Annotated in this window: 21 protein-coding genes; 13 read left to right on the forward strand and 8 right to left on the reverse strand. The window is 60.8% G+C overall.

Annotation, left to right across the window (positions count from 1 at the left end):
- Positions 1 to 83 precede the first annotated feature (83 nt).
- From QN224_RS03795 to QN224_RS03810, 4 genes are read right to left on the reverse strand one after another with little or no spacing between them, the layout of a single operon-like run.
- Positions 84 to 968 carry an SMP-30/gluconolactonase/LRE family protein gene (locus QN224_RS03795; RefSeq protein ID WP_283975592.1) on the reverse strand — a complete coding sequence of 295 codons (885 nt, stop codon included), beginning with the start codon at positions 966 to 968 and terminating at the stop codon, positions 84 to 86.
- Positions 968 to 1,603 carry a 2-dehydro-3-deoxy-6-phosphogalactonate aldolase gene (locus QN224_RS03800; protein WP_283975593.1) on the reverse strand — a complete coding sequence of 212 codons (636 nt, stop codon included), beginning with the start codon at positions 1,601 to 1,603 and terminating at the stop codon, positions 968 to 970. The genes QN224_RS03795 and QN224_RS03800 overlap by 1 nt, the downstream gene beginning before the upstream one ends.
- A 14-nt stretch (positions 1,604 to 1,617) precedes the next feature.
- Complete coding sequence (locus QN224_RS03805) at positions 1,618 to 2,535, reverse strand: 2-dehydro-3-deoxygalactonokinase (RefSeq protein ID WP_283975594.1); 918 nt, start codon at positions 2,533 to 2,535, stop codon at positions 1,618 to 1,620.
- Positions 2,535 to 3,305 carry an SDR family oxidoreductase gene (locus QN224_RS03810; protein WP_283975595.1) on the reverse strand — a complete coding sequence of 257 codons (771 nt, stop codon included), beginning with the start codon at positions 3,303 to 3,305 and terminating at the stop codon, positions 2,535 to 2,537. Before QN224_RS03810 ends, QN224_RS03805 begins: the two co-directional genes overlap by 1 nt.
- A 132-nt stretch (positions 3,306 to 3,437) precedes the next feature.
- Between QN224_RS03810 and QN224_RS03815 the strand changes: the two genes are divergently transcribed.
- The 12 genes from QN224_RS03815 to QN224_RS03870 all read left to right on the forward strand — a co-directional run bounded on the left by QN224_RS03815 (position 3,438) and on the right by QN224_RS03870 (position 15,400).
- Positions 3,438 to 4,250 (forward strand): IclR family transcriptional regulator, encoded by an 813-nt coding sequence (locus QN224_RS03815; RefSeq protein ID WP_283975596.1) that lies wholly within the window; start codon positions 3,438 to 3,440, stop codon positions 4,248 to 4,250.
- Positions 4,251 to 4,447: 197 nt separating this feature from the next.
- Positions 4,448 to 5,188 carry an autoinducer binding domain-containing protein gene (locus QN224_RS03820; protein ID WP_283975597.1) on the forward strand — a complete coding sequence of 247 codons (741 nt, stop codon included), beginning with the start codon at positions 4,448 to 4,450 and terminating at the stop codon, positions 5,186 to 5,188.
- Positions 5,189 to 5,346: 158 nt separating this feature from the next.
- Complete coding sequence (locus tag QN224_RS03825) at positions 5,347 to 6,102, forward strand: LuxR family transcriptional regulator (RefSeq protein ID WP_173510692.1); 756 nt, start codon at positions 5,347 to 5,349, stop codon at positions 6,100 to 6,102.
- A gap of 524 nt (positions 6,103 to 6,626) precedes the next feature.
- The gene (locus QN224_RS03830) at positions 6,627 to 7,784 is read left to right on the forward strand and encodes an Mrp/NBP35 family ATP-binding protein (RefSeq protein ID WP_283975598.1); all 1,158 of its coding nucleotides are present in this window, start codon (positions 6,627 to 6,629) and stop codon (positions 7,782 to 7,784) included.
- Between the two features lie 303 nt (positions 7,785 to 8,087).
- Positions 8,088 to 9,065 (forward strand): magnesium transporter CorA family protein, encoded by a 978-nt coding sequence (locus tag QN224_RS03835; RefSeq protein ID WP_283975599.1) that lies wholly within the window; start codon positions 8,088 to 8,090, stop codon positions 9,063 to 9,065.
- A 17-nt stretch (positions 9,066 to 9,082) separates the two neighbouring features.
- Entirely contained in the window at positions 9,083 to 10,984 is a 1,902-nt protein-coding gene (locus QN224_RS03840) for a potassium transporter Kup (protein ID WP_283975600.1), read from the forward strand.
- Between the two features lie 307 nt (positions 10,985 to 11,291).
- Complete coding sequence (locus tag QN224_RS03845; protein WP_283976091.1) at positions 11,292 to 12,434, forward strand: cell wall hydrolase; 1,143 nt, start codon at positions 11,292 to 11,294, stop codon at positions 12,432 to 12,434.
- 293 nt (positions 12,435 to 12,727) lie between these two features.
- On the forward strand, positions 12,728 to 13,087 hold the full coding sequence (locus tag QN224_RS03850; protein ID WP_173510688.1) for an AtpZ/AtpI family protein: 360 nt from the start codon (positions 12,728 to 12,730) through the stop codon (positions 13,085 to 13,087).
- Positions 13,088 to 13,147: 60 nt separating this feature from the next.
- Positions 13,148 to 13,900 (forward strand): F0F1 ATP synthase subunit A, encoded by a 753-nt coding sequence (locus QN224_RS03855; RefSeq protein WP_173510687.1) that lies wholly within the window; start codon positions 13,148 to 13,150, stop codon positions 13,898 to 13,900.
- 84 nt (positions 13,901 to 13,984) lie between these two features.
- The gene (locus tag QN224_RS03860) at positions 13,985 to 14,212 is read left to right on the forward strand and encodes a F0F1 ATP synthase subunit C (protein ID WP_012707029.1); all 228 of its coding nucleotides are present in this window, start codon (positions 13,985 to 13,987) and stop codon (positions 14,210 to 14,212) included.
- 77 nt (positions 14,213 to 14,289) lie between these two features.
- On the forward strand, positions 14,290 to 14,901 hold the full coding sequence (locus tag QN224_RS03865) for a F0F1 ATP synthase subunit B (protein WP_283975601.1): 612 nt from the start codon (positions 14,290 to 14,292) through the stop codon (positions 14,899 to 14,901).
- Between the two features lie 13 nt (positions 14,902 to 14,914).
- Positions 14,915 to 15,400 carry a F0F1 ATP synthase subunit B gene (locus QN224_RS03870; RefSeq protein ID WP_269277579.1) on the forward strand — a complete coding sequence of 162 codons (486 nt, stop codon included), beginning with the start codon at positions 14,915 to 14,917 and terminating at the stop codon, positions 15,398 to 15,400.
- A gap of 156 nt (positions 15,401 to 15,556) precedes the next feature.
- Here the strand turns inward: QN224_RS03870 and QN224_RS03875 are convergent, their stop codons facing one another.
- Together QN224_RS03875 and QN224_RS03880 are read right to left on the reverse strand one after the other, a co-directional pair.
- Positions 15,557 to 16,207, reverse strand: a complete 651-nt coding sequence (locus tag QN224_RS03875) for a ribonuclease HII (RefSeq protein ID WP_283975602.1) — start codon at positions 16,205 to 16,207, stop codon at positions 15,557 to 15,559.
- Between the two features lie 199 nt (positions 16,208 to 16,406).
- Positions 16,407 to 17,564, reverse strand: coding sequence for a PA0069 family radical SAM protein (locus QN224_RS03880; RefSeq protein ID WP_269277574.1), 1,158 nt, complete (start codon positions 17,562 to 17,564; stop codon positions 16,407 to 16,409).
- A 181-nt stretch (positions 17,565 to 17,745) separates the two neighbouring features.
- Here QN224_RS03880 and QN224_RS03885 point away from each other — a divergent pair, with 181 nt between their 5' ends.
- Positions 17,746 to 18,276: a glycosyl transferase gene (locus tag QN224_RS03885; protein ID WP_283975603.1), complete on the forward strand. Its 531-nt coding sequence runs from the start codon at positions 17,746 to 17,748 to the stop codon at positions 18,274 to 18,276.
- A 325-nt stretch (positions 18,277 to 18,601) separates the two neighbouring features.
- Here QN224_RS03885 and moaB read toward each other — a convergent pair whose 3' ends face one another.
- Both moaB and QN224_RS03895 read right to left on the reverse strand, forming a co-directional pair.
- Positions 18,602 to 19,144, reverse strand: coding sequence for a molybdenum cofactor biosynthesis protein B (gene moaB, locus QN224_RS03890; protein ID WP_173510681.1), 543 nt, complete (start codon positions 19,142 to 19,144; stop codon positions 18,602 to 18,604).
- Between the two features lie 6 nt (positions 19,145 to 19,150).
- The gene (locus QN224_RS03895) at positions 19,151 to 20,062 is read right to left on the reverse strand and encodes a 4-(cytidine 5'-diphospho)-2-C-methyl-D-erythritol kinase (RefSeq protein ID WP_283975604.1); all 912 of its coding nucleotides are present in this window, start codon (positions 20,060 to 20,062) and stop codon (positions 19,151 to 19,153) included.

Consider the following 20,062-nt stretch of genomic DNA (forward strand, 5'->3'; position numbering starts at 1 on the left):
CGAATCCCTCCCGTACCATGACGATTCATCGCATGGTGCAATTGTATGACTTTTTGGCGATCCGATGCCAGCCTTTGTTGTGATCAGAGCAGAAATGCGGGCTCGAACCGACCTTTGACCTCGATGCCAAGGTCGAAAGTCTTGCCGGCATCTGGATCGGCCGCCCGCGCGGTCCCGTCCATCCCCTGCCAGGCTGACGTCACCAGCAGCCGGTCGGCCTTCGCTCCAAAGAAGGCGGGGCAGCTGGGCTGCGTCGCGGGCACGGCGTAGCGGGCGATCTTTTGGCCGTCCGGCTTATAGACGTCGACGGAACCTGCGCCCCAGCGCGCGTTCCAGATCAGCCCGTCGGCATCGCAAACCGCGCCGTCGAGACCGCCGGGTGACGAACTCTCGTCGGCAAGAACGACGGCGTCGCCGGTCGGAAGTGCGGTAGCGGGATCAATATCGACGCGCATCAGGTGGTTGACGTCCGTATCGGCGAAATACGCCGTGGCTCCATCGGGCGAGAAGCAAATTGCGTTCGGAATGCTGATGTTGCCGTAGAGCTTCGTCACACGGTTGCCGGCGACGTGATAGATCGAACCCGAATGTTTTTCCGCGCCGCGCCCCATCGTACCGATCCAGAGAGCGCCGGAAGGGTGGACGCGACCATCGTTGGAGCGGTTGACAGGGCTGTCCTCGAGCAGGGCGAAAGGGGAGAGCTTGCCGCTTTTCGTATCGCGAAGGAAGAGACCCTGATCCGACGCGATCAGCTGGCGTGCGGGATCGATGACGGCAAGCACGCTTCCCAGAAAGGGCAGGGGGTGAACCGTCTTTCGGCCGCTTTCGATATGCAGCTCGTGCAATTCCTGGCCGGTGATGTTGAACCACCAGACGGTACCGCTGCCGGGGTCGAAGGTTGGCCCTTCGCCGAGCGCGGAGTCGAGATTGCAAAGAATGCGGCCGGAGAAGGGAACGGGATCGATCATCATTGCCCCCCATAAACGGCGTCGTATGCTTCGAGCGTCGCCTTCGCTCGCTCTCCGACCTCCGCGGCGGTCATGCCGGGCTTGTAGAGACTCGAACCGAGGCCGAAGCTGCGAATGCCGATCTTGGCATAGTCGGAGAAGTTGCTCTCGGACACGCCGCCGACGGCTGCGATCTCGATGTCGCTTGGAAGAACGGCGCGGATCGCCGCAATGCCCGAGGGGCCGAGTACACTCGCCGGAAAGAACTTGAGACCGGTCGCGCCCGCGCCGGCGGCGGCAAGAGCCTCGGTCGGCGTGAAGACGCCCGGCATCGTCACCATGCCTTTCGTCACGGCTAGCTTGATCACCGACGGTTCGACATTGGGGCTCACCATCAGCCGCCCGCCGACGTCGGCCAGTTGTTCCACCTGCGCCGTCGTCAACACGGTTCCCGCGCCAATCAGGCAGTTGGCCGGTGCCATCTTCACCGCGATTTCGATGGAATGAAACGGATCGGGCGAGTTCAGGGGGATTTCGATTGCCGTGAAGCCCGTTTCTATCAGGGCGCCGACGACGGCTTCCGTTTCTGCGGGCTTCAGCCCGCGCAGGATGGCGATCAGCGGATATTTCATCGGCGGCCAGGGGATGCGGTTCATCTTCTTTCTTTCTGTCAAAGAGGCCAAATCGCGCAGGCGGCGGTGGAAAGGCCCGCCCGTACCGCATCGTCGGCGTCAACATGCTGAATTTTAAGACCCTGGCTTTCCAGGGCCGCACGGTAGAGTGCGCCAAGCGGGCCTGAGGCGACGAGGCAAATTCCGTCGATCGATCCGGCTGTGGCAAGGGCGCCGGCGATCTCGATACCGATCAGCGTGCCGGAGAGCCGTGCCTTGGCGTCGGTCGAGCTGATCCCGTTGAGAAGCTGTCCCGCGCGGACGGAGAAAAGCAGATTTGTGGCAAGCGCCGGATTCCTCGTCGCTTTTGACACGGCCTCGACGAACGCCGGCTCTCTGCCGGTGAAGGTGCCTCCGCCCGACACGGCATGACTGAGGATTGAATGGCGCGAAACGACATCGAACAATTCGCCGGTCATGAAGGTGGAAAAACCGTCGACCGTCTCGCCGCTGAGGCGGACCCATTTGCTGTGGGTGCCCGGCATGCAGACGAGGTGCCGCCCGTTGCCAAGCGTGCTGGCGGCGCCGAGAAGCTGCGTTTCTTCACCACGCATCACGTCGGGGTGCCGCAGGCCGCGTTGGGCGAGGCCCGGAAGTATCCGGATATCGCGATCGACGTCTGGAACGGAGATAGCACTCCCTGCAATTGCAGTGAGTGCGGCGGGTGTATCGAGATAGCCTGCCTCCCTCCAGCCCTGACGGGCACCGGCCATGCCGCAAATGATGATCGGGAGGTGGCCGGGAGCGTCTGTCGCGGCGAGATGCGCGTCTAGAACCGTATGAAAGCCGACCTTTGCCGCCGTCGTCATGCCTTCCGCGCTGCGACGTTCCGCAAGAACGGCTCCATCTTCCCCGATGATCCACAGCCGGAAGCTCGTGGTTCCCCAGTCGACCGCGGCATAATAGGCTGCCGTCATCAAAATACGCCTCCATCGATGATCATTGTCTGGGCCGTCATTGCCGCTGAGCAGTCGGAAGCCAGGTAGAGGCAAGGCCCCACGAGGTCATCCGCGATCAACATGCGTTTCAGACACTGCCTCTCTTGCATCCGCGTGATTGCGTCGTCGTCCAGCCACAGCCGCTTCTGCCGTTCGGTGACGATCATGCCCGGAAGGATCGCGTTGACGCGAATATTGTCCGGCCCGAGTTTCCCGGCGAGCGACTTGGTGAGCCCGATGATGCCGGCCTTCGCCGTTGCATAGGCAGGAACGTCCGGCATGTTGAGCATGAAGGCGATCGACGAGAAATTGACGATCGACCCGCCACCGTCGCGGCGCATGTGGGGCGCTACCGCCTGGCTCATGAAAAAGAAGTGCCTGAGATTGACGGACAGGCTTTCGTCCCAGCTTTCTTCCGTCACCGCTTCGAATTGCTGCCGGTCGTCACGAGCGGCATTGTTGACGAGCACTCGGATCGAGCCGAGTGTGCTGGCAGCGGTGTCGACCGCCGATTTCAAGGTCGAGATCTGCCTGAGATCGGCAGGAATGAATTGCGGCCTTCTTCCAGTTTGGGCGGCCAGCTTCTCGCAGAGTGCAAGGCTCTCTTCCTCTGCGATGTCGATGAAGGCCACTGGCGCGCCTTGCCGCAAAAAGCCTTCCACCAGGGCGGCGCCGATGCCGGACCCGCCGCCGGTCACGAGCACACCGTTGTTTTGCAGGTCGGGAAACTGACCGCTCGGCAATGGCATGGCATCTCCCTGTTGCTGAGTTTGGGATGGATAGAAGTTCCATTATATGGAACTATGTTTTATTATCTGGAATTATCGCGCCATTGCTTTTATCCTGTCAAGGCACGATGCCCCTGATCGAAGCTGGGTGACATGAACGTAATCAAGACCACCGACACAGAGATTGAAATCGCCGGTACCGGCACGCTCGGCAAGGCCATGGCGGTCCTTGAGGCCGTGGTGACCGCCGGCAGTCCCCAGCGGTTCACGGATATCGTTCAGTCCATCGGCCAGCCGCGCGGGACGGTGCACCGGCTGCTCAGCCACCTCGTCGAGGAAGGCCTGCTCGTGCAGGGCCGTGACCTGTCTTACGAGCCGGGCCTTCGTTTGCTGAAGCTCGCCTATCGTTCGTGGTCAGGTAACCGGTTTCGTGACATCGCCGAATCCCACCTTCTGCGTCTGCACGAGCTGACCGGCGAGACGGTTCACCTCGGCGTCCTGCGGGAGACGGAGATCATTTATGTCGACAAGGTCGAGAGTCGACAGACAGTGCGCATGAGCTCGCAGATCGGCAAGGCGTCGCCGGCCTATTGCACAGGCATAGGCAAGGCAGCGCTGTCGTCGCTGCCTCAGCCGGAATTGGAGCGCATAGCCGCAAAGATGAGGTTCCACCCATTCACCGCGCACACGCATCGCTCGGCAGCGGCCCTGCTTGCCGAAATCGATGAAATTCGCCGTGAGGGACACGCTTTCGACCGGGAGGAACATGAGGCAGAAATCTGCTGCGTCGCCGCGCCGATCGCCATTCCGGAACACGATCTGGTTGCGGGCGTGTCCGTCACCGGGCCTGCCTATCGCGTCAACATGGCGCAACTGGCGTCTTGGGCCGAGGTCGTGCGCGGGGCGGCGGGAAAGATCGAGGAGGAGGTCCGGATGCGCCTTGGCCCCGGGCGCAATGGACGTTAACTCCGCTTTACGGTAAATTAGGAACATCGACTGGACGAGGTGTTCCAAGAACGTTAGCTTGCGATATATCAGGCCCGCCGCTACGGCCGGTTGCAAGGGCCGGAGCGAAATTTGCTTTTTGGCGAAAGCATTGACGCAATTTCATGATGGCGAGAGCGGCCTCGCTCGATCGGGCGCGGGATGTGGGAGACGAGCGGGTGGTAGATTTCAGCGCAGGCATATCGTCATTGGTTCTCCCTGGCGGGCGGTCTATCGCCGAAGCGCTAGGCAGCGAAGACGATATCAGGCGGGTTCTCGGCCAGATATCGGATGCCTACGGCTTTCGCGGATTCCTGGTTCTGTCCATCCCGGAAACCGGATGCCACAGTCTTTCCACGCAGGCGCTGATGACGACCTGGCCGTCGGAGTTCCTGAGACGCTACGACAGTGCCGGCCTGATCGACGGCAGCCCTGTCGTCCAGCGGTTGCGGCGCAGCACAATTCCCTTCACCTACGATGCCCACCAGCTTGCGCGCAGGCGGCTTGACGGCAAGGGTGATGCCGCGGTTAGCGTCTTCGAAACGGCCGGGCTGCCGAGAGGCCTCTATCTGCCGGTTCACGACGCTTCGGGACGCCGCGCTGCCATAGCCTTTGGCGGGAGCAGGGAGCTTGTGTCCAATGATGAGATGCAGGCGCTCAATCTTTGGGCGGGTCTTCTCTACAGCCGGCTGAGCGAAGTGCGGGGGCGTGACAGGCGAGGACCCGGTAGCCTTTCGCGTCGTGAGATCGAGTGCCTGCGCTGGGCGGCTGCCGGCAAGACGACCATGGAGATGGCGAGGATCATGGCGCTATCCGAATACACGGTGAACCATTATCTCAATCGCGCAACGCGCAAATTGGATTCGGTCAATCGTGTTCAGACCGTTGCAAAAGCCATGCGCGCCGGTCTGATCAACTGAATTTCGCTTCTTCGGAGGGGCAGACCGAATATGCAGCCCGCCAACCGGGGGAAATACACAGCCTTTTGCGCATGAATAGCGCCGAACGTCGATCACCTGTTGGCATTGGTCGACCGCTCGGGCTATTTGATAATTGATGAATGCCATGGAACGCGCGAATGCAAGATACGATGACGGCCGGGATGACTGATACCGATCTGCCCCGGGGCGGTGATTTCGCGTCTGAAATCGCAAAGCTTGAGACCCAGTTCGATATCATCCGCTACATGCGGCGGGTCACGCAGATCTTTGGTTTCAAGGCATTCCTCATCTGCTCGATTCCGGCGATCGAAGTGGAGAGACTGGCGGCGACCACCGTTATCTCCAACATGCCGGCCGAGCTCCTCAGCAAGTACGACAGCCTGTCAATGCTGCGTTTCAGCACCGGAGTGCGCCGACTGAGGGAGACGACGACGCCGTTCCAGATCATGCTCGACGACTGGGAGAAGGAGGGTGGCAAGCCGGCCACGGCCGCGGATTACATTGCAATGCTGCGCGAAAACGGCATCTTCCAGGCAAATTATTTCCCGGTTCACGACGCCGAAGGCGGACGGGGCGCGGTGATCCTCATGGGGCCGGAAGCCGATTTGCCGATGACGGCCGCCATGGAATTGCAGATGATCGCGATCCACGTCTACAATCGGTTGGCGGAGATCGGTTCCGTATGGAAGAGCACCAACACCGCGCTGTCCGAGCGGGAAATCCAGTGCCTGAGCTGGACGGCGGCTGGCAAGACCAGCGCCGAAATCGCCGGGATCCTCGGTCTCTCCGAGCACACGGTCAATCACTACCTCAATCACGTCACCAAGAAGCTCGACGCCGTAAACCGCACGCAGGCGGTCGTGAAGGCGATGAAGAAGGGCTACATCAGCTGATCGCCGGCGCCAGCGAAAAACACTGAGGCGGCATTCCGACCCTGCTCCGCCCATGTCTTTCATGCGTGCAAGGATTACTGTCGGTGCCGCACCTTTTGTACGCAAATAGTACGTTTGCCCAGAAATAGTGCAACCATCTTCATCTGCAACGTTAATGCGTGGCGGCTTCATCCTCTTGAAATTAATAACTTTTCCAGAATGGTCTGAGTCTGGCACGCCTTGTGCATATGCATTGTCGTGTCCAGAGGGGACTACAATAAGACAGCGCCCAAGAAGGTTGCGAGGGCAGGGCCGCCGCCGATCGTTCGTGATCCCGGATGTACGGACATGACGATCGGCTGGCGGCTCTGTTTTTTCCTATCTGTCGCATTGGCGAACCGCTCCGCCTCAATTATCACTGCATAATTCCTTAAATCGGTTCTGATTTGAGGATAAAATTATCCGGTGGTTCAAAGCGTTACCGTCTGCGATCGTCCGAAAGGCGCCAGGCGCGGTGGCACGAACAGACAGATGAAGAGGGCGATATGCCGGACGTAACCAGGGAAACGGTTCTTGAAAAGCTGCGCAGCGTGCGCGGTCCGGATATGGAAGGCAATATCGTTGACCTCGGTCTCGTCTCCGATGTCTTCATTTCCGATGGCAAGGCTTATTTTTCGATCACGGTGCCGGCCGACCGGGCGAAGGAGCTTGAGCCGATGCGTGCGGCGGCGGAGAGGGTCGTGCGCGAAATACCCGGCGTCAAGGCGGCGATGGTCGCGCTGACGGCTGACCGCAGGGCGGCACCGCAGGCGGCGCCAGTGGAAAGACCGCGGCAGGTTCCGCCCACGACACACGGGCACGCTCAGCGTCCGGCCGGCGGCATTCCGGCAAAGGCAGGTATCCCGGGCGTTGGCGCCATCATCGCGGTTGCCTCCGGCAAGGGTGGTGTCGGCAAATCGACGACATCGGTGAACCTGGCACTCGCACTGCAGGCGAACGGCCTTAAGGTCGGTCTGCTTGACGCCGATATCTACGGCCCCTCCATGCCGCGCCTGTTGAAAATCAGCGGCCGGCCGCAACAGATCGAAGGGCGGCTTATTCGCCCGATGGAGAACTACGGGCTCAGGGTCATGTCGATGGGATTCCTCGTCGATGAGGAGGTCGCCATGATCTGGCGCGGTCCGATGATCCAGTCGGCCCTGCTGCAGATGCTGCGCGAGGTGGCCTGGGGTGATCTTGACGTTCTCGTCGTGGACATGCCGCCGGGCACGGGCGACGCGCAACTGACGATGGCCCAGCAGGTGCCGCTGGCCGGCGCCGTCATCGTCTCGACGCCGCAGGATCTCGCGCTGGTCGATGCGCGCAAAGGTCTTGCGATGTTCCGGAAGGTGGAAGTCCCCGTTCTCGGCATTGTCGAGAACATGAGCTACTTCGTGGCACCCGATACCGGCAGACGCTACGATATCTTCGGTCACGGCGGCGCGCGCAAGGAAGCCGAGCGCATCGGGGTGCCCTTCCTCGGCGAGGTGCCTTTGACCATGGGCATTCGCGAAACCTCCGATGCGGGAACTCCGTTGGTGGTTTCGGAACCCGGCGGTGAGGTCGCGCGTATCTACCGGGATATCGCAGCGAAGGTTTGGGAGCAGGTCTCCTCGGCTCGCCAGAACAAGAGCAGGGCGATGCCCGATATCGTCTTCGAATAGATTTGCTTCACTCGGTCTCGCAGGCTAGCTTGCGGCGAAAATGAAATCCTGTGGGGACAGGCATGCGCAAAGGTGCATTGATTTTGCGTGGCCGTTGCGCCATATGCCGTGCCGCACTCGTGCACGATGATCGGCACTGTGCCTCTCACCGGAGACTGTGGCCTCCGGAGACAAACGATTGAGGATTTGTCGTGCCGGGCGGAACCTTCATCTGATGAATCTGCATCGTGGAATTCTTGTGGCGGTTGATCGCTCCAGAGCTTCGTGGGTTACCGTTGCTCGCCGCATAAAAAGGGCAGCGGCATGATCGTAGGCTATTGTGCCAACGGCGAGGCCGTCGCCTTGTCAGCGGCAGAGCCGCCAGCGTTGTTGCGGCCTGATGTCGTCTGGATCGATCTTCTCGACCCGAGCAAGGCCGAAGACCTGATGATGGAGAAACTGCTGGGGATTTCCATCCCGACGCGGGAAGACCTGAAGGATATCGAGCCGTCAAGCCGTCTTTATACCGAGAACGACGCCGTGTTCATGACGGCATCGCTGGTCTACCGCAGCGATACGGATATTCCCGGGTTGACCGATGTCGGCTTCATTCTTTCGCGCGGACGGCTGGTGACGATCCGTTATGCGGAACCCAGGGCTTTCGCGCTGTTCAAGGCGGGCATGCATCGGATTCCCGGCGGCTGCCGCAACGGCGCTGTGCTTCTGACCCGGTTGCTCGAGACGATTGCCGACCGGACAGCGGAAATTCTGGAGCAGGCCGTGGACAAGATTGATGGCCTGTCGATCGAGGTCTTTGGTGACAAGGCTGCAGCCAGGCGCCGCCCGCCGCAATTGCTCGAGGCTCGCCTGCGTGATGTCGCGGGTCACCACAGACTGGTTGCGAAAACCCGCGACAGTCTCGCTTCGCTTTCGAGGCTCCTGACCTTCGTCTACACTGTTCCGGACGTGCAGGAGGACAAGGACAGCCGCGAACTCTGCCGCTCGATCTCCCGGGACATACAATCGCTCTCCGAGCACGCGGCGTTTATCTCGGGAAACATCACCTTTCTGCTGGATGCGTCTCTTGGCCTTATCAATGTCGAGCAGAATGCGATCATCAAGATCTTCTCGATAGCATCCGTGGTCCTCTTGCCGCCGACCCTCGTCGCTTCCATCTACGGCATGAATTTCCGCGTGATGCCTGAGCTTGAATGGCAGCTCGGCTATCCGTGGGCACTTGCGGCTATGGTGATTTCGGCCGTGATCCCCTTCCTCTTCTTCCGCTGGAAAGGCTGGCTTTAAGAGCCTGTTGGACACTCATGTCTCAATTGTCTGCCCCTGCCATACCCGCGTCCGAAAATTTGCGCCGTCTGCTGGTCCTGGGACTCGGATCGATCGGCGTCGTCTATGGCGATATCGGCACAAGCCCGCTCTACGCTTTCCGTGAAGCGCTGCGGCCCGTTTCGGATAACGGCGTCACGGACGCCGAGATCATCGGCTTGATCTCGTTGATGATCTGGGCGCTGACGATCATCGTCACCATCAAATACGTGTTGTTTCTCTTGCGGGCCGACAACCAGGGGGAGGGCGGCACGCTCTCCCTGCTTGCTCTTTTGATGAAGACCGCCAACGGCCACACGCCGATCCTCTTCTTCATGGGGATCGCCGGGGCAGCTCTGTTCATCGGCGACGCGATGATAACGCCGGCCCTGTCGGTTCTTTCGGCCGTGGAGGGACTGAAGCTGGTGACGCCGGCCCTTTCGGATTATGTCGTTCCGATTGCCGTCGTCATTCTCTTGCTGCTCTTCGCACTGCAGTCGAAAGGTACGGCTGCGGTTTCCAATTTCTTCGGACCGATCACCCTTGTCTGGTTTCTGGTGATGGGCGCGGTCGGTCTGATGCACATCGCCGACGATCTGTCGATCTTCGCGGCGTTCAATCCACTTTACGCCGCCACGTTCATGATTAACGAAGGCTTCGTCGGTATCGTCGTGCTCGGTGCGGTCTTTCTGACCGTCACCGGCGCGGAGGCGCTCTATGCAGACCTCGGCCATTTCGGTCGGCGACCGATCCAATGGGCGTGGTTCACCGTCGTCTTTCCGGCGCTCACCTTGAACTATCTCGGTCAGGGCGCGTTCGTGCTCAAGAACCCGGACGCGATGTCCGATCCGTTCTTCCTCATGTTTCCGAAATGGGCGCTGCTTCCCGCCGTCATTCTTGCGACCGCGGCGACGATCATCGCCAGCCAGGCGGTGATTACCGGCGCCTTTTCCCTGACGCGCCAGGCAATCCATCTCGGCTTCCTGCCGCGCATGGCGATCTTCCACACATCCGAGACCCATACCGGCCAGATCTATTTGCCGAACGTCAACACGCTGCTGATGTTCGGCGTCATGGCTCTGGTCTTCGTGTTCGGTTCCTCCGAGGCGCTGGCGACTGCCTATGGCATCTCCGTCACCGGTGCCATGGTCGTCACGACGATCCTCGCCTTCGAGTTCCTGCGTGTCCGTTGGAACTGGTCGGTCTGGTGGGCGATCGGCGCGCTGCTGCCGCTGTTCGCGCTGGAATGCGTCTTTCTCGGCGCCAACATGCTGAAGATCCATGATGGCGGCTATGTGCCGATACTGATCGCCGCGACCTTCATCGTGATCATGTGGACCTGGAAGCGCGGCACGGAACTGCTGCATGCCAAGACGCGGCATATCGACATTCCGCTGGCGAGCTTCATCAAGTCGATCGAACGCAAGAGCGAGCATGCGCCGGTGGCCGTACCCGGCACGGCGATCTTCCTGACAAGCGATCCCGAGTCGACACCTGCCGCCCTGCTCCACAACATCAAGCACAATCACGTCCTGCACATGCAGAACTTCGTCCTGACGATCCGGACGGCCAATACACCGAAAGTGCCGAAGGAAGAGCGGGTCAGCGTGAAACCGCTGTCCGAGCGCTTCACGCTGCTCGAGATGAAGTTCGGCTTCATGGAAACCCAGAACGTCTCGCAGGCGCTGGGACTTTTCCGCAAGTCGGGGCTCAAGTTCGACATTATGTCGACGTCGTTCTATCTCGGTCGCCGCAAGCTTGTGCCCGACGCCCAGTCCGGCATGCCGCACTGGCAGGATCGTCTGTTCATCGCGCTCGCCAGTGCGGCGATCGATCCATCGGACTATTTCCGTCTGCCGACCAACAGGGTGGTCGAACTCGGCTCGCACGTGATCATCTGAACGGTCTGCGAAGAAGTACCGCCTCCGACGCAAGCATCGCCGGCTCTACCACATGTTTTTGTCCCCAAAATCGGAGCCGGCACGGCACTGTAGTGGTGCCGCATTAACCAAACATCAAGGTTAATGCTTCATTTTCTAGGCTCGAACGAAGCGGTTCCGGTGCGCCGTCCGACCGCTTCCAAATCTTAGCTTCCTGCACGGAATCTTGCCGCTGGCCCTCTGCCGGCTTGCGAGAACGCGTGCCCGAGTAAGAGTTGCGTGGAGCCGGTTGGTGCGTAAGAGCCAGAAGTTGCGTAGCAAGTCTCGTATGTCGTTGCCGGCCTGGGCTGCGCCCGCGATTATCGGCATTGCCATTTTCATGAGCTTCCCGTCCACGGTCGCCTATTCCGACCTCGCGACCTTTCTGTCGGGCATCAATCATGGCGGCGAGCGCTGGCGGATGTATCTGACGCAATCGCCCGCCGGCTCGCTCCACGAGGTCGAGATGGTGTTCGCCGATCCGATCACCACCGGTGCCTTGGATGGCGGCGCCGGCGTCACCTTGCCCGACGGCAGCCATGTGGCCCTGACTGCGGAAACCAAGCACAAGGGTGGCACGCCTGACGAAGACCGCGTAACGCGCAAGCTGAAGAAGGGTCGGATCGTCGCCGTCAGCCCGGTGACGCCGCCGAAGGACTTTACCGCCGGTTCGATCCTCCAGCGTACGAGTTCGCTGACCGAGCCGGACTTTGACGGCGCTGAGAAGATGGTTTTCGCCAAACCGCGCATCAAGGGCAAGGAGATCGAGATCGCGACGGCTTTCTACAGAAGGAAACCCCCGAAGGCTGAACCCGGCGTCTCGCCGATGCTCGCCAAGCTCATCACCAACGACAAGGCCGATGTTCTTGCGACCGCCTATGTCCGGCCCGAGCCGGACTATGCGCGTGAGTCGCCCTTTGATTCCATCCTCCGGGAAGACAGGAATGCGGGGCGCTTCATTCCGGAGATCGCGCCCGATGACCATGCCTGGGCGGCAACAGCTTTGCCAGCGACGGTCTTCACCAAGGAGGAGCAGACCTGCCTTGCTGAAGGTATCTATTTCGAGGCCCGCAGCGAGTCTGCAAAGGGTCAGGCAGCCGTGGCCCAGGTCATTCTCAACCGCGTCCGCAACCCCACTTACCCGAAGACGATCTGCGGCGTCGTCTACCAGAACAAGGCCTGGCGCAACCGCTGCCAATTCTCGTTCGCCTGCGACATGATCCGCGACCTGATCTACTCGCGCTCGCACTGGAAGACCGCCAGGGAAATCGCGATGGCCGTGACTGCCGGCAAGATCTGGCTGCCGGAAGTGGGGTCGGCAACGCATTATCACGCGACCTACGTGAAGCCGGCCTGGGCAAAAACCATGAAACGCGTCGGCAAGATCGGATTGCACATCTTCTATCGCACCTATGGTGGCGGCTGGAGCTGATCGACGAGCTCAGTTCCGATGGATGAAAGGATGCCGGACAGCAGGCGAACCTCGTTCAGCCGTCGCCGATTCCCGTTGCCGCTTTGCCGCAGCTTGCCGAGATTACGGCTAACATTATGATATTAAAGGTAAATATTGTCCACGCCCAACGTGCTCTGATGCCTTGACTATGAGGGTGCCTAAAACTATGTTGCGCGCGACTTCAAATGGGGGCCGAAGCGTGGCTTGAACACCGGCCGTTTGTATGACCGAAATCGCGTTTAAGACCGCGTGGGGCTGCAAAGGGGAGCCATGTGACGGAGAAACCGGAAGAAAGTCTGGAAGCGCGGCTGAAGCGCCTTGGCGACGACATCGCGTCCAAGCGGACGGACAAGTCGGACGATGCCGAGACGCGCGCCGCAGAAAGCCGACAAGGCTACGCAGCGGCAATGAAGCTCTCGAGCGAGTTCATCGCCGGGATCCTTGTCGGGGCGTTTCTAGGCTATCTTTTGGATCACTTTGCGGGTACAGGGCCGTGGGGCATGATCGTCTTGCTGCTCCTCGGGTTTTGTGCCGGCGTCTTGAACGTGCTGCGGTCGGCCGGAATGGTGGCGACACCGGAATCGGGCAAACGCGGCCCTGGAAATGAAAAGAAGGACGGGGATGGCGCCTGAGGCGCCGCCTGAAAGAACACGATTTCCGCTTGCGGGCGGGCAAAATGAAAGAGAAGCGCGGTGTCAAACGATCCGACCCACCAGTTCCTGGTCAACAAGATTGTCCCGATCGAAATTGGCGGAATTGACTTTTCCTTCACCAACGCGTCGCTGTTCATGGTCGCGACCGTCGGTGTGGCCGCCGGCTTTCTTTATCTGACCACGTCGCAGCGCGGACTGATCCCGACTCGCCTGCAGTCGGTTTCGGAAATGTCCTATGAATTCATCGCCTCGATGCTTCGCGAAGGGGCGGGCAACCACGGCATGAAATTCTTCCCGATGGTTTTCTCGCTGTTCATGTTCATCCTGACGGCGAACCTGCTCGGCATGTTTCCGTACTTCTTCACGGTAACCAGCCAGATCATCGTCACCTTCGCCCTGGCGGTGTTCGTCATCGGGACCGTCATTCTCTATGGTTTCTACAAGCACGGCCTTGGCTTCCTGAAGCTTTTCGTGCCGCACGGTGTGCCGGGGGTACTGTTGCCGCTGGTCGTTGCGATCGAAATCATTTCCTTCCTTTCCCGTCCCATCAGCCTTTCGGTCCGACTGTTCGCCAACATGCTCGCCGGCCACATCACGCTGAAGGTTTTCGCGGGCTTCGTCACCTCGTTGAGCGCCCTCGGCGCGCTCGGCATTGGCGGTGCGATCCTGCCTCTCATCATGACCGTCGCCATTACCGGTCTTGAGTTCCTCGTCTGCTTCCTCCAGGCCTACGTCTTTGCGGTGCTGACCTGCATGTATCTCAACGACGCTGTCCATCCGGGAAGCCACTAAGGAATCACAGTCGCTGGCTTCCGCCCGGTTCCTCCGGTGGAAGCACAAATCCTAGCCGCAACACCATTTCGAAGGAGTTCAATCATGGAAGCGGAAGCAGCAAAGTTCATCGGCGCAGGTCTTGCATGCCTTGGTATGGCCGGCACGGCTCTCGGCCTCGGCAACATCTTCGGCAGCTACCTGTCCGGCGCGCTGCGCAACCCGTCGGCTGCTGACGGCCAGTTCGGCCGCCTCGTATTCGGCTTCGCCGTTACGGAAGCTCTGGGCATCTTCTCGCTGCTCGTAGCCCTGCTCCTCCTCTTCGCCGTCTAATAAGGACCGAAGTTTTGGCCGCGGCCTCGTTCAGGGGTCGCGGCCGCGCATATTCTTGAGTGCACCTGGAGGTGAGCATGTTTGTGACCGCGGCTTATGCCCAGTCAACCACCACTGAAGGCGAAGCACACGATCCCGCTGCGGCCGGCGAGGTGCACACCGAAACGGGTGTGGCCCACGAAGGCGAACACGGCACGGGCGTGTTCCCGCCCTTCGATTCGACCCATTTCGCATCGCAGTTGCTCTGGCTCGCGATCACGTTCGGCCTCTTCTATCTGCTGATGTCGAAGGTCATCATTCCGCGCATTGGCGGCATTCTCGAAACGCGTCACGACCGGATCGCGCAGGATCTGGATGAAGCGTCGCGCCTGAAGGGCGAAGCCGACGCTGCCATCGCTTCCTACGAGCAGGAACTGGCAAGCGCCAGGGCCAAGGGCCATTCGATCGCCGATACCGCGCGCGAGGCTGCGAAGGCAAAGGCGACGGCTGACCGGACCGCCGTCGAGGCCGATCTGACGAAGAAGATCACCGCTGCGGAAGCGCGCATTGCCGAGATCAAGTCCAAGGCGCTCGCCGATGTCGGCGCTATTGCCGAGGACACGGCAACCGCCGTCGTTAAGCAACTGATCGGTGGAACCGTTACCAAGGCCGAGATCGCTGCAGCGGTCAAGGCATCTGCAGGCAACTGAGGAGCAATGAACGATGGCTCTTGATGCGACTTTCTACGCCCTCGTCGGCCTGATTCTCTTCTTTGTCCTCATCGCCTATCTCAAGGTTCCGGGCATGATCGGCAAGGCACTCGACGCACGTGCCGACAAGATCGGGAACGAGCTGGCGGAAGCCAAGCGCCTGCGCGAAGAAGCCCAGGGCTTGGTCGCTGAATATCAGCGCAAGCGCAAGGACGCCGAAGCGGAGGCCGCCAGCATCGTTGCCGCCGCGCAACGAGAAGCGGAAATGCTGACTGCGGAGGCCAAGCAGAAGACTGAAGACTATGTCGCGCGCCGCACGGCACTTTCCGAGCAGAAGATCAAACAGGCCGAAAACGATGCGATCAACGCCGTCCGCTCGGCTGCCGTTGATCTCGCGATCAGCGCTGCCGAGAAGGTCTTGACCGCCAAGACCGATGCCGGTGCGCAGGAAGCGCTCTTCAAGCAGGCACTCGGTGAGGTCAAGTCGCGGCTCAACTGAGACGATGACTGGTTCTCGGAAATCGAAAAAGGCCCCATGGGGCCTTTTTTGTTGTCCATGCGGCGGTCGCCGGGCGGCAATGGGATGGACACGGGCCGGATACTTCGCACGGTCCGCGCACGCTATGCTGTCGATGCGTGGGCGGCCGTGTCGGAGTTAAATCTGGCGAAAGGGACGGAAGCTCATCCGATGCAGCGAGCAAGGACCGTGACTGTCGATGGCGTCGCGATGCCTTACCGTTGCATAGCCCGCATGAACGGCGAAGCCATAGGCCGGAAAGGTGATGTCGGCGCGCGCCATCATCCGGTCGCGGGTGACCTTCGCGACGATCGACGCGGCGGCGATCGACATCGATCGGCAATCGCCTTTAACGATCGCCTTGGCGTGACAGGAAAGCCCCGGAGGAACGTCACGGCCATCGACGAGCACAAAACGCGCGGACGTGGAAAGACCATCGACGGCACGTCGCATCGCATCGAGGCTCGCCTTGAGAATATCGGTCGTGTCGATGCGTGTCGCCGAAGATGAGGCGATCGAGACTGTAGCCGTCGCGAGAATTTGCTCGAAAAGCGCCTCGCGCTGTTCCGCACTCAACAGCTTGCTGTCGTTGAGGCCGGCCGGAATGGAGTCCGGGTCGAGGATGACGGCAGCTGCGACGACCGGACCGGCAAGCGGACCACGGCCGGCCTCGTCGGCGCCGGCGACGGGCCAAAGGCCATCTCTGCGGGCGGCAAGCTCGAAGCCGAAATCCGGAACCGGGAGTTCGACGGGAAAAAGTGGGGAATCGGGCGATTTGCGACGTGACATGCGGGGGACCCTCGCATATTCGCCCGATTCCCTTCAAGCCCCCCGGTACGAGTGCGGCGGTGACCGGGAGGAAAACCAGCGCCATCCTGAGGCGGGGGAGGGCGCCGGAACCGAAATTTTGCGTGAAGAATGCTATCGAGTTCCTGTCGTGGAGACAGGTCGGCCCGTATTGTCGAGGAATCTCAAAAAGTCGGCGATCCTAAAGCAGTGACAGCTGCACTCCCATGCCGAGCGGGGGCACGAAGATGTCATTCCGCAATTGTCGGCGCGTCAGGTTGAGTCCTAGCCGCTTGGCGGCAAGTTCGAAACGCCGGCCGATCTGCCAGGCGTAAGGACCGGCACCCTTCATGCGCTTGCCGAACTCGGCGTCATAATCCTTGCCGCCACGCATGGAGCGGATCAACGACATCACGTGGCGATAGCGATTCGGATAATTCCGCAGGAGCCAATCGCGAAAGAGCGGGCTCACTTCCAGCGGCAGCCGCAACAGCACATAGCTCGCTTCCGATGCGCCCGCCGCCTTTGCCGAATCGAGCACGCGTTCGATCTCGTGGTCGTTCAGCGCCGGAATGATCGGCGCAACCAGCACACCGGCCGGAATGCCCGCTTCCGAAATGGCGCGGATCGCCTCCAGCCGCTTAGTCGGCGTCGATGCCCGCGGCTCCATCGTACGCGCCAGTTTTCGATCAAGCGTGGTCACCGAAATTCCGACGCGCGCGAGACCCTTCTCCGCCATCGGAGCAAGCAGATCGATGTCGCGGGTCACCATTGCCGATTTGGTGACGATCATCACCGGGTGGTTTGCCGCCTTCAACACCTCGAGAATCTGGCGCATGATGCGCCATTCCTTCTCGATCGGTTGATAGGGATCGGTGTTTGTGCCGATCGCGATCGGTCGAACCTTGTAGTCTGGCCTTGCCAGTTCGCGTTCCAGCAAACGCGGCGCATCCGGCTTCGAGAAAAGTTTGGACTCGAAGTCGAGGCCTGCCGAGAGTCCCATATAGGCATGGGTCGGCCGTGCAAAACAGTAGATGCAACCATGCTCGCAACCGCGATAGGGATTGATCGAACGGTCGAAGGAAATATCCGGGGAATCGTTGCGCGTGATGACCGCCCGCGGCTTCTCGACCTGGACTTCCGTCTTGAAGGGCGGCAATTCCTCGATGCTCTCCCAGCCGTCGTCGAAGACCTCGCGCGTTCTCGGTTCAAAGCGTCCGGACATGTTAAGTCCAGCGCCGCGGCCACGCCGCCGATCGACCTCGATCCTCAGGCCCGTTCCCTTGATCATTGCTTCGGCCATATCCGCGGTGTTGGCAGGTGCAAAGGCACCCTGCCTCAGTTGAGACAGCTCGGTCATCGATATCTCCTCGGAAACAGACGGTGCTCCGTTTCGTCCTGATTATTTTCCTATCGCAGAAAACAGAACAAAGCAAGAACAAAACTCGCGAATGTGAAGCGAACGGGGAGTGGCATAGAGAGCGCCGAAGGGGCAACGCCCGATGGGTAGCATTTGGCAGTGCAATGCGGTAGGAACGGCTATGCTGACGATCATCATGGAAACCCAGGACAACGAGGCCGAACTCGTGCAGACGCTGTCTGTGCTTGTTACTGGCGCCGTGGAGGGCCTCGTCAGCGACGTCATCATTCTCGATCACGGTTCGAAAGACGGTTCGCTGCGTGTAGCGGATGCTGCCGGATGCCGCTTCTGTGTCAGTTGGGACTTGGGCGAAATCGTCCGTTCGGCCCGAGGGGAGTGGCTGATGTTCCTGGAACCTGGCGCACGGCCAACGGGGAGATGGGTCGACGAACTTCTCGAATATGTGTCGCTCAACAAAAACCCGGCGCGATTTTCTCCTTCGCGAATCCATCGTCGCTCGCTGTTAAGCCGCCTGTCGCGCAGAGCCAGGCCGCTCGAGACAGGGTTTTTGATGCAAAAGCGTGATGCGATCGCCGTTGCCCGCGCGAACATGCGGCTGAGCGACATGGTGAATGTTCGTGCAGTGCGCAAACTGGCGACCGAGCTTGTTCCCGCATGGGTGGCGGCCGCCAGCAGACCGGCTGCGGAGTAGCGGCAGACCATCTATCGGCCGCGAGAATGGGGTGCCTGTCTTGTCAGCGGCACCCCCCGGAAGCGGCTCTCAAATGACCTTGCTAGCTAAATGAATGGCCATGCAATCCAATGGACGGCACGTCGTATGCCTCCTGCTCTTCCCGCCAGCGTGGTCGGGAAGATTTGTCTTCGCTGCGCTTGAGATGCATGATCAGTGTGCCCTTTGACCATCTCGCGCCAACTGACGGTGAGGAATTTACCGAGTCCGTTTGAGGCCCGCTGTTTCGAAGGGAACAACCTCAGGGCTGGACGACGAAAATCTCAAGGCGGGTCCGGCGAGCGCGTCAGCCGCGCTGCAGGTGCTCGTCCAAGCGCGGCATGATTTCAACGAAATTGCAGGGCATGTGCCGATAGTCGAGTTGCTGCTTCAGGATGCCATCCCAGGCATCCTTGCAGGCGCCCGGCGATCCGGGCAGAACGAAGACGAAAGTCGCGTTGGCGACGCCGCCAGTAGCCCGCGACTGGATCGTCGACGTGCCGATCTTCTCGTAGGAGATCCGGTGGAACACTTCGGAAAAGCCGTCCATGCGCTTTTCGAAGAGCGGCTCCAGCGCCTCCGGCGTCACGTCGCGGCCGGTAAAGCCGGTGCCTCCGGTGGTAATGACCACGTCGATTGCCTCATCCAGCGTCCAGGTCTTAACTTGGTCGTAGATCTTCTGCCGGTCGTCCGGGACGATCGCTCGCGCTTCAACCCGATGGCCGGCCTCGCGTATGCGTGCCTCGAGCGTATCTCCCGACTTGTCGTTCGCGCGTGTGCGCGTGTCGGATACCGTGAGCACTGCAATGCCGACGGGAATGAACGGGCGGCTTTCATCGATGACAGGCATTGGGTGTTATCCTCCTTCCCCCGTGGTTCGAGCGGCGCAAACGTACCACTCTGGCTGGCTGGCGGAAATGCGGTCAGCGGCCTGCTGCGCTCTTTCGTCGCTCTCGAATAGCCCGAAGCAGGTGGCGCCAGAGCCGGACATGCGCACAAGCGTGGCGCCCGCCGCGCTTAGGGCACCCGACACGTCGTCGATCACCGGAGCGAGCCTGCGCGCGGGCACCTCCAGATCGTTGCGCATATCGGCCATGGCCGACAACCAGTCCGCAGCTGTGGCTATTCCTTGCGGTAGGATGAGCGGTGGATTCGTCTTGTTGACCAGTGTCCGGAAGATCACTGGCGTCGAAACGGCGACCAGCGGATTGACGAGGACGATCGCGAAGGACGGCAGATCGGGAAGGGGGCTAATCTCTTCGCCGATTCCCTTGGCAAGAAGCGGCCCGCCATCGAGGCACATCGGCACATCCGCGCCGAGTTCGAGGGCAATGGCATCGAGCGTTGGCGGCTCGACCGACGCCCTCCATAGCAACAGCAGACCCGACAGAGTGGCTGCCGCATCTGCCGAGCCGCCGCCGATACCGGAGGCGACGGGCAGGTTTTTTTCGAGATGGAGATGAACCGGGCCGGCGGCGATGCTGCGCGACGCGAGCTCCCGCCGCAACAGGTCGCGCGCCCGCAGCACCAGATTGCCGTCCTTGCCTTCCGCCGAAAGCGGCAGACCGCCCGAGAAGCGCCCCGACACGGTGAAACGGTCGGCGTCCGCCGCCGCAAGGCCGATCCGGTCGCCGCAATCCGCGAACGTAACCAGGCTTTCCAGAAGATGGTGGCCGTCGGCACGCTGGCCAATTACATGCAGCGCCAGATTGATTTTGGCAGGCGCCGCGCATGTCAGCGCGAAACCCGGAATGCCGTCCAGCCGCAT

Origin of the sequence: Sinorhizobium sp. 7-81, from assembly GCF_030124405.1 — a bacterium.
Lineage (GTDB): Bacteria > Pseudomonadota > Alphaproteobacteria > Rhizobiales > Rhizobiaceae > Sinorhizobium > Sinorhizobium psoraleae.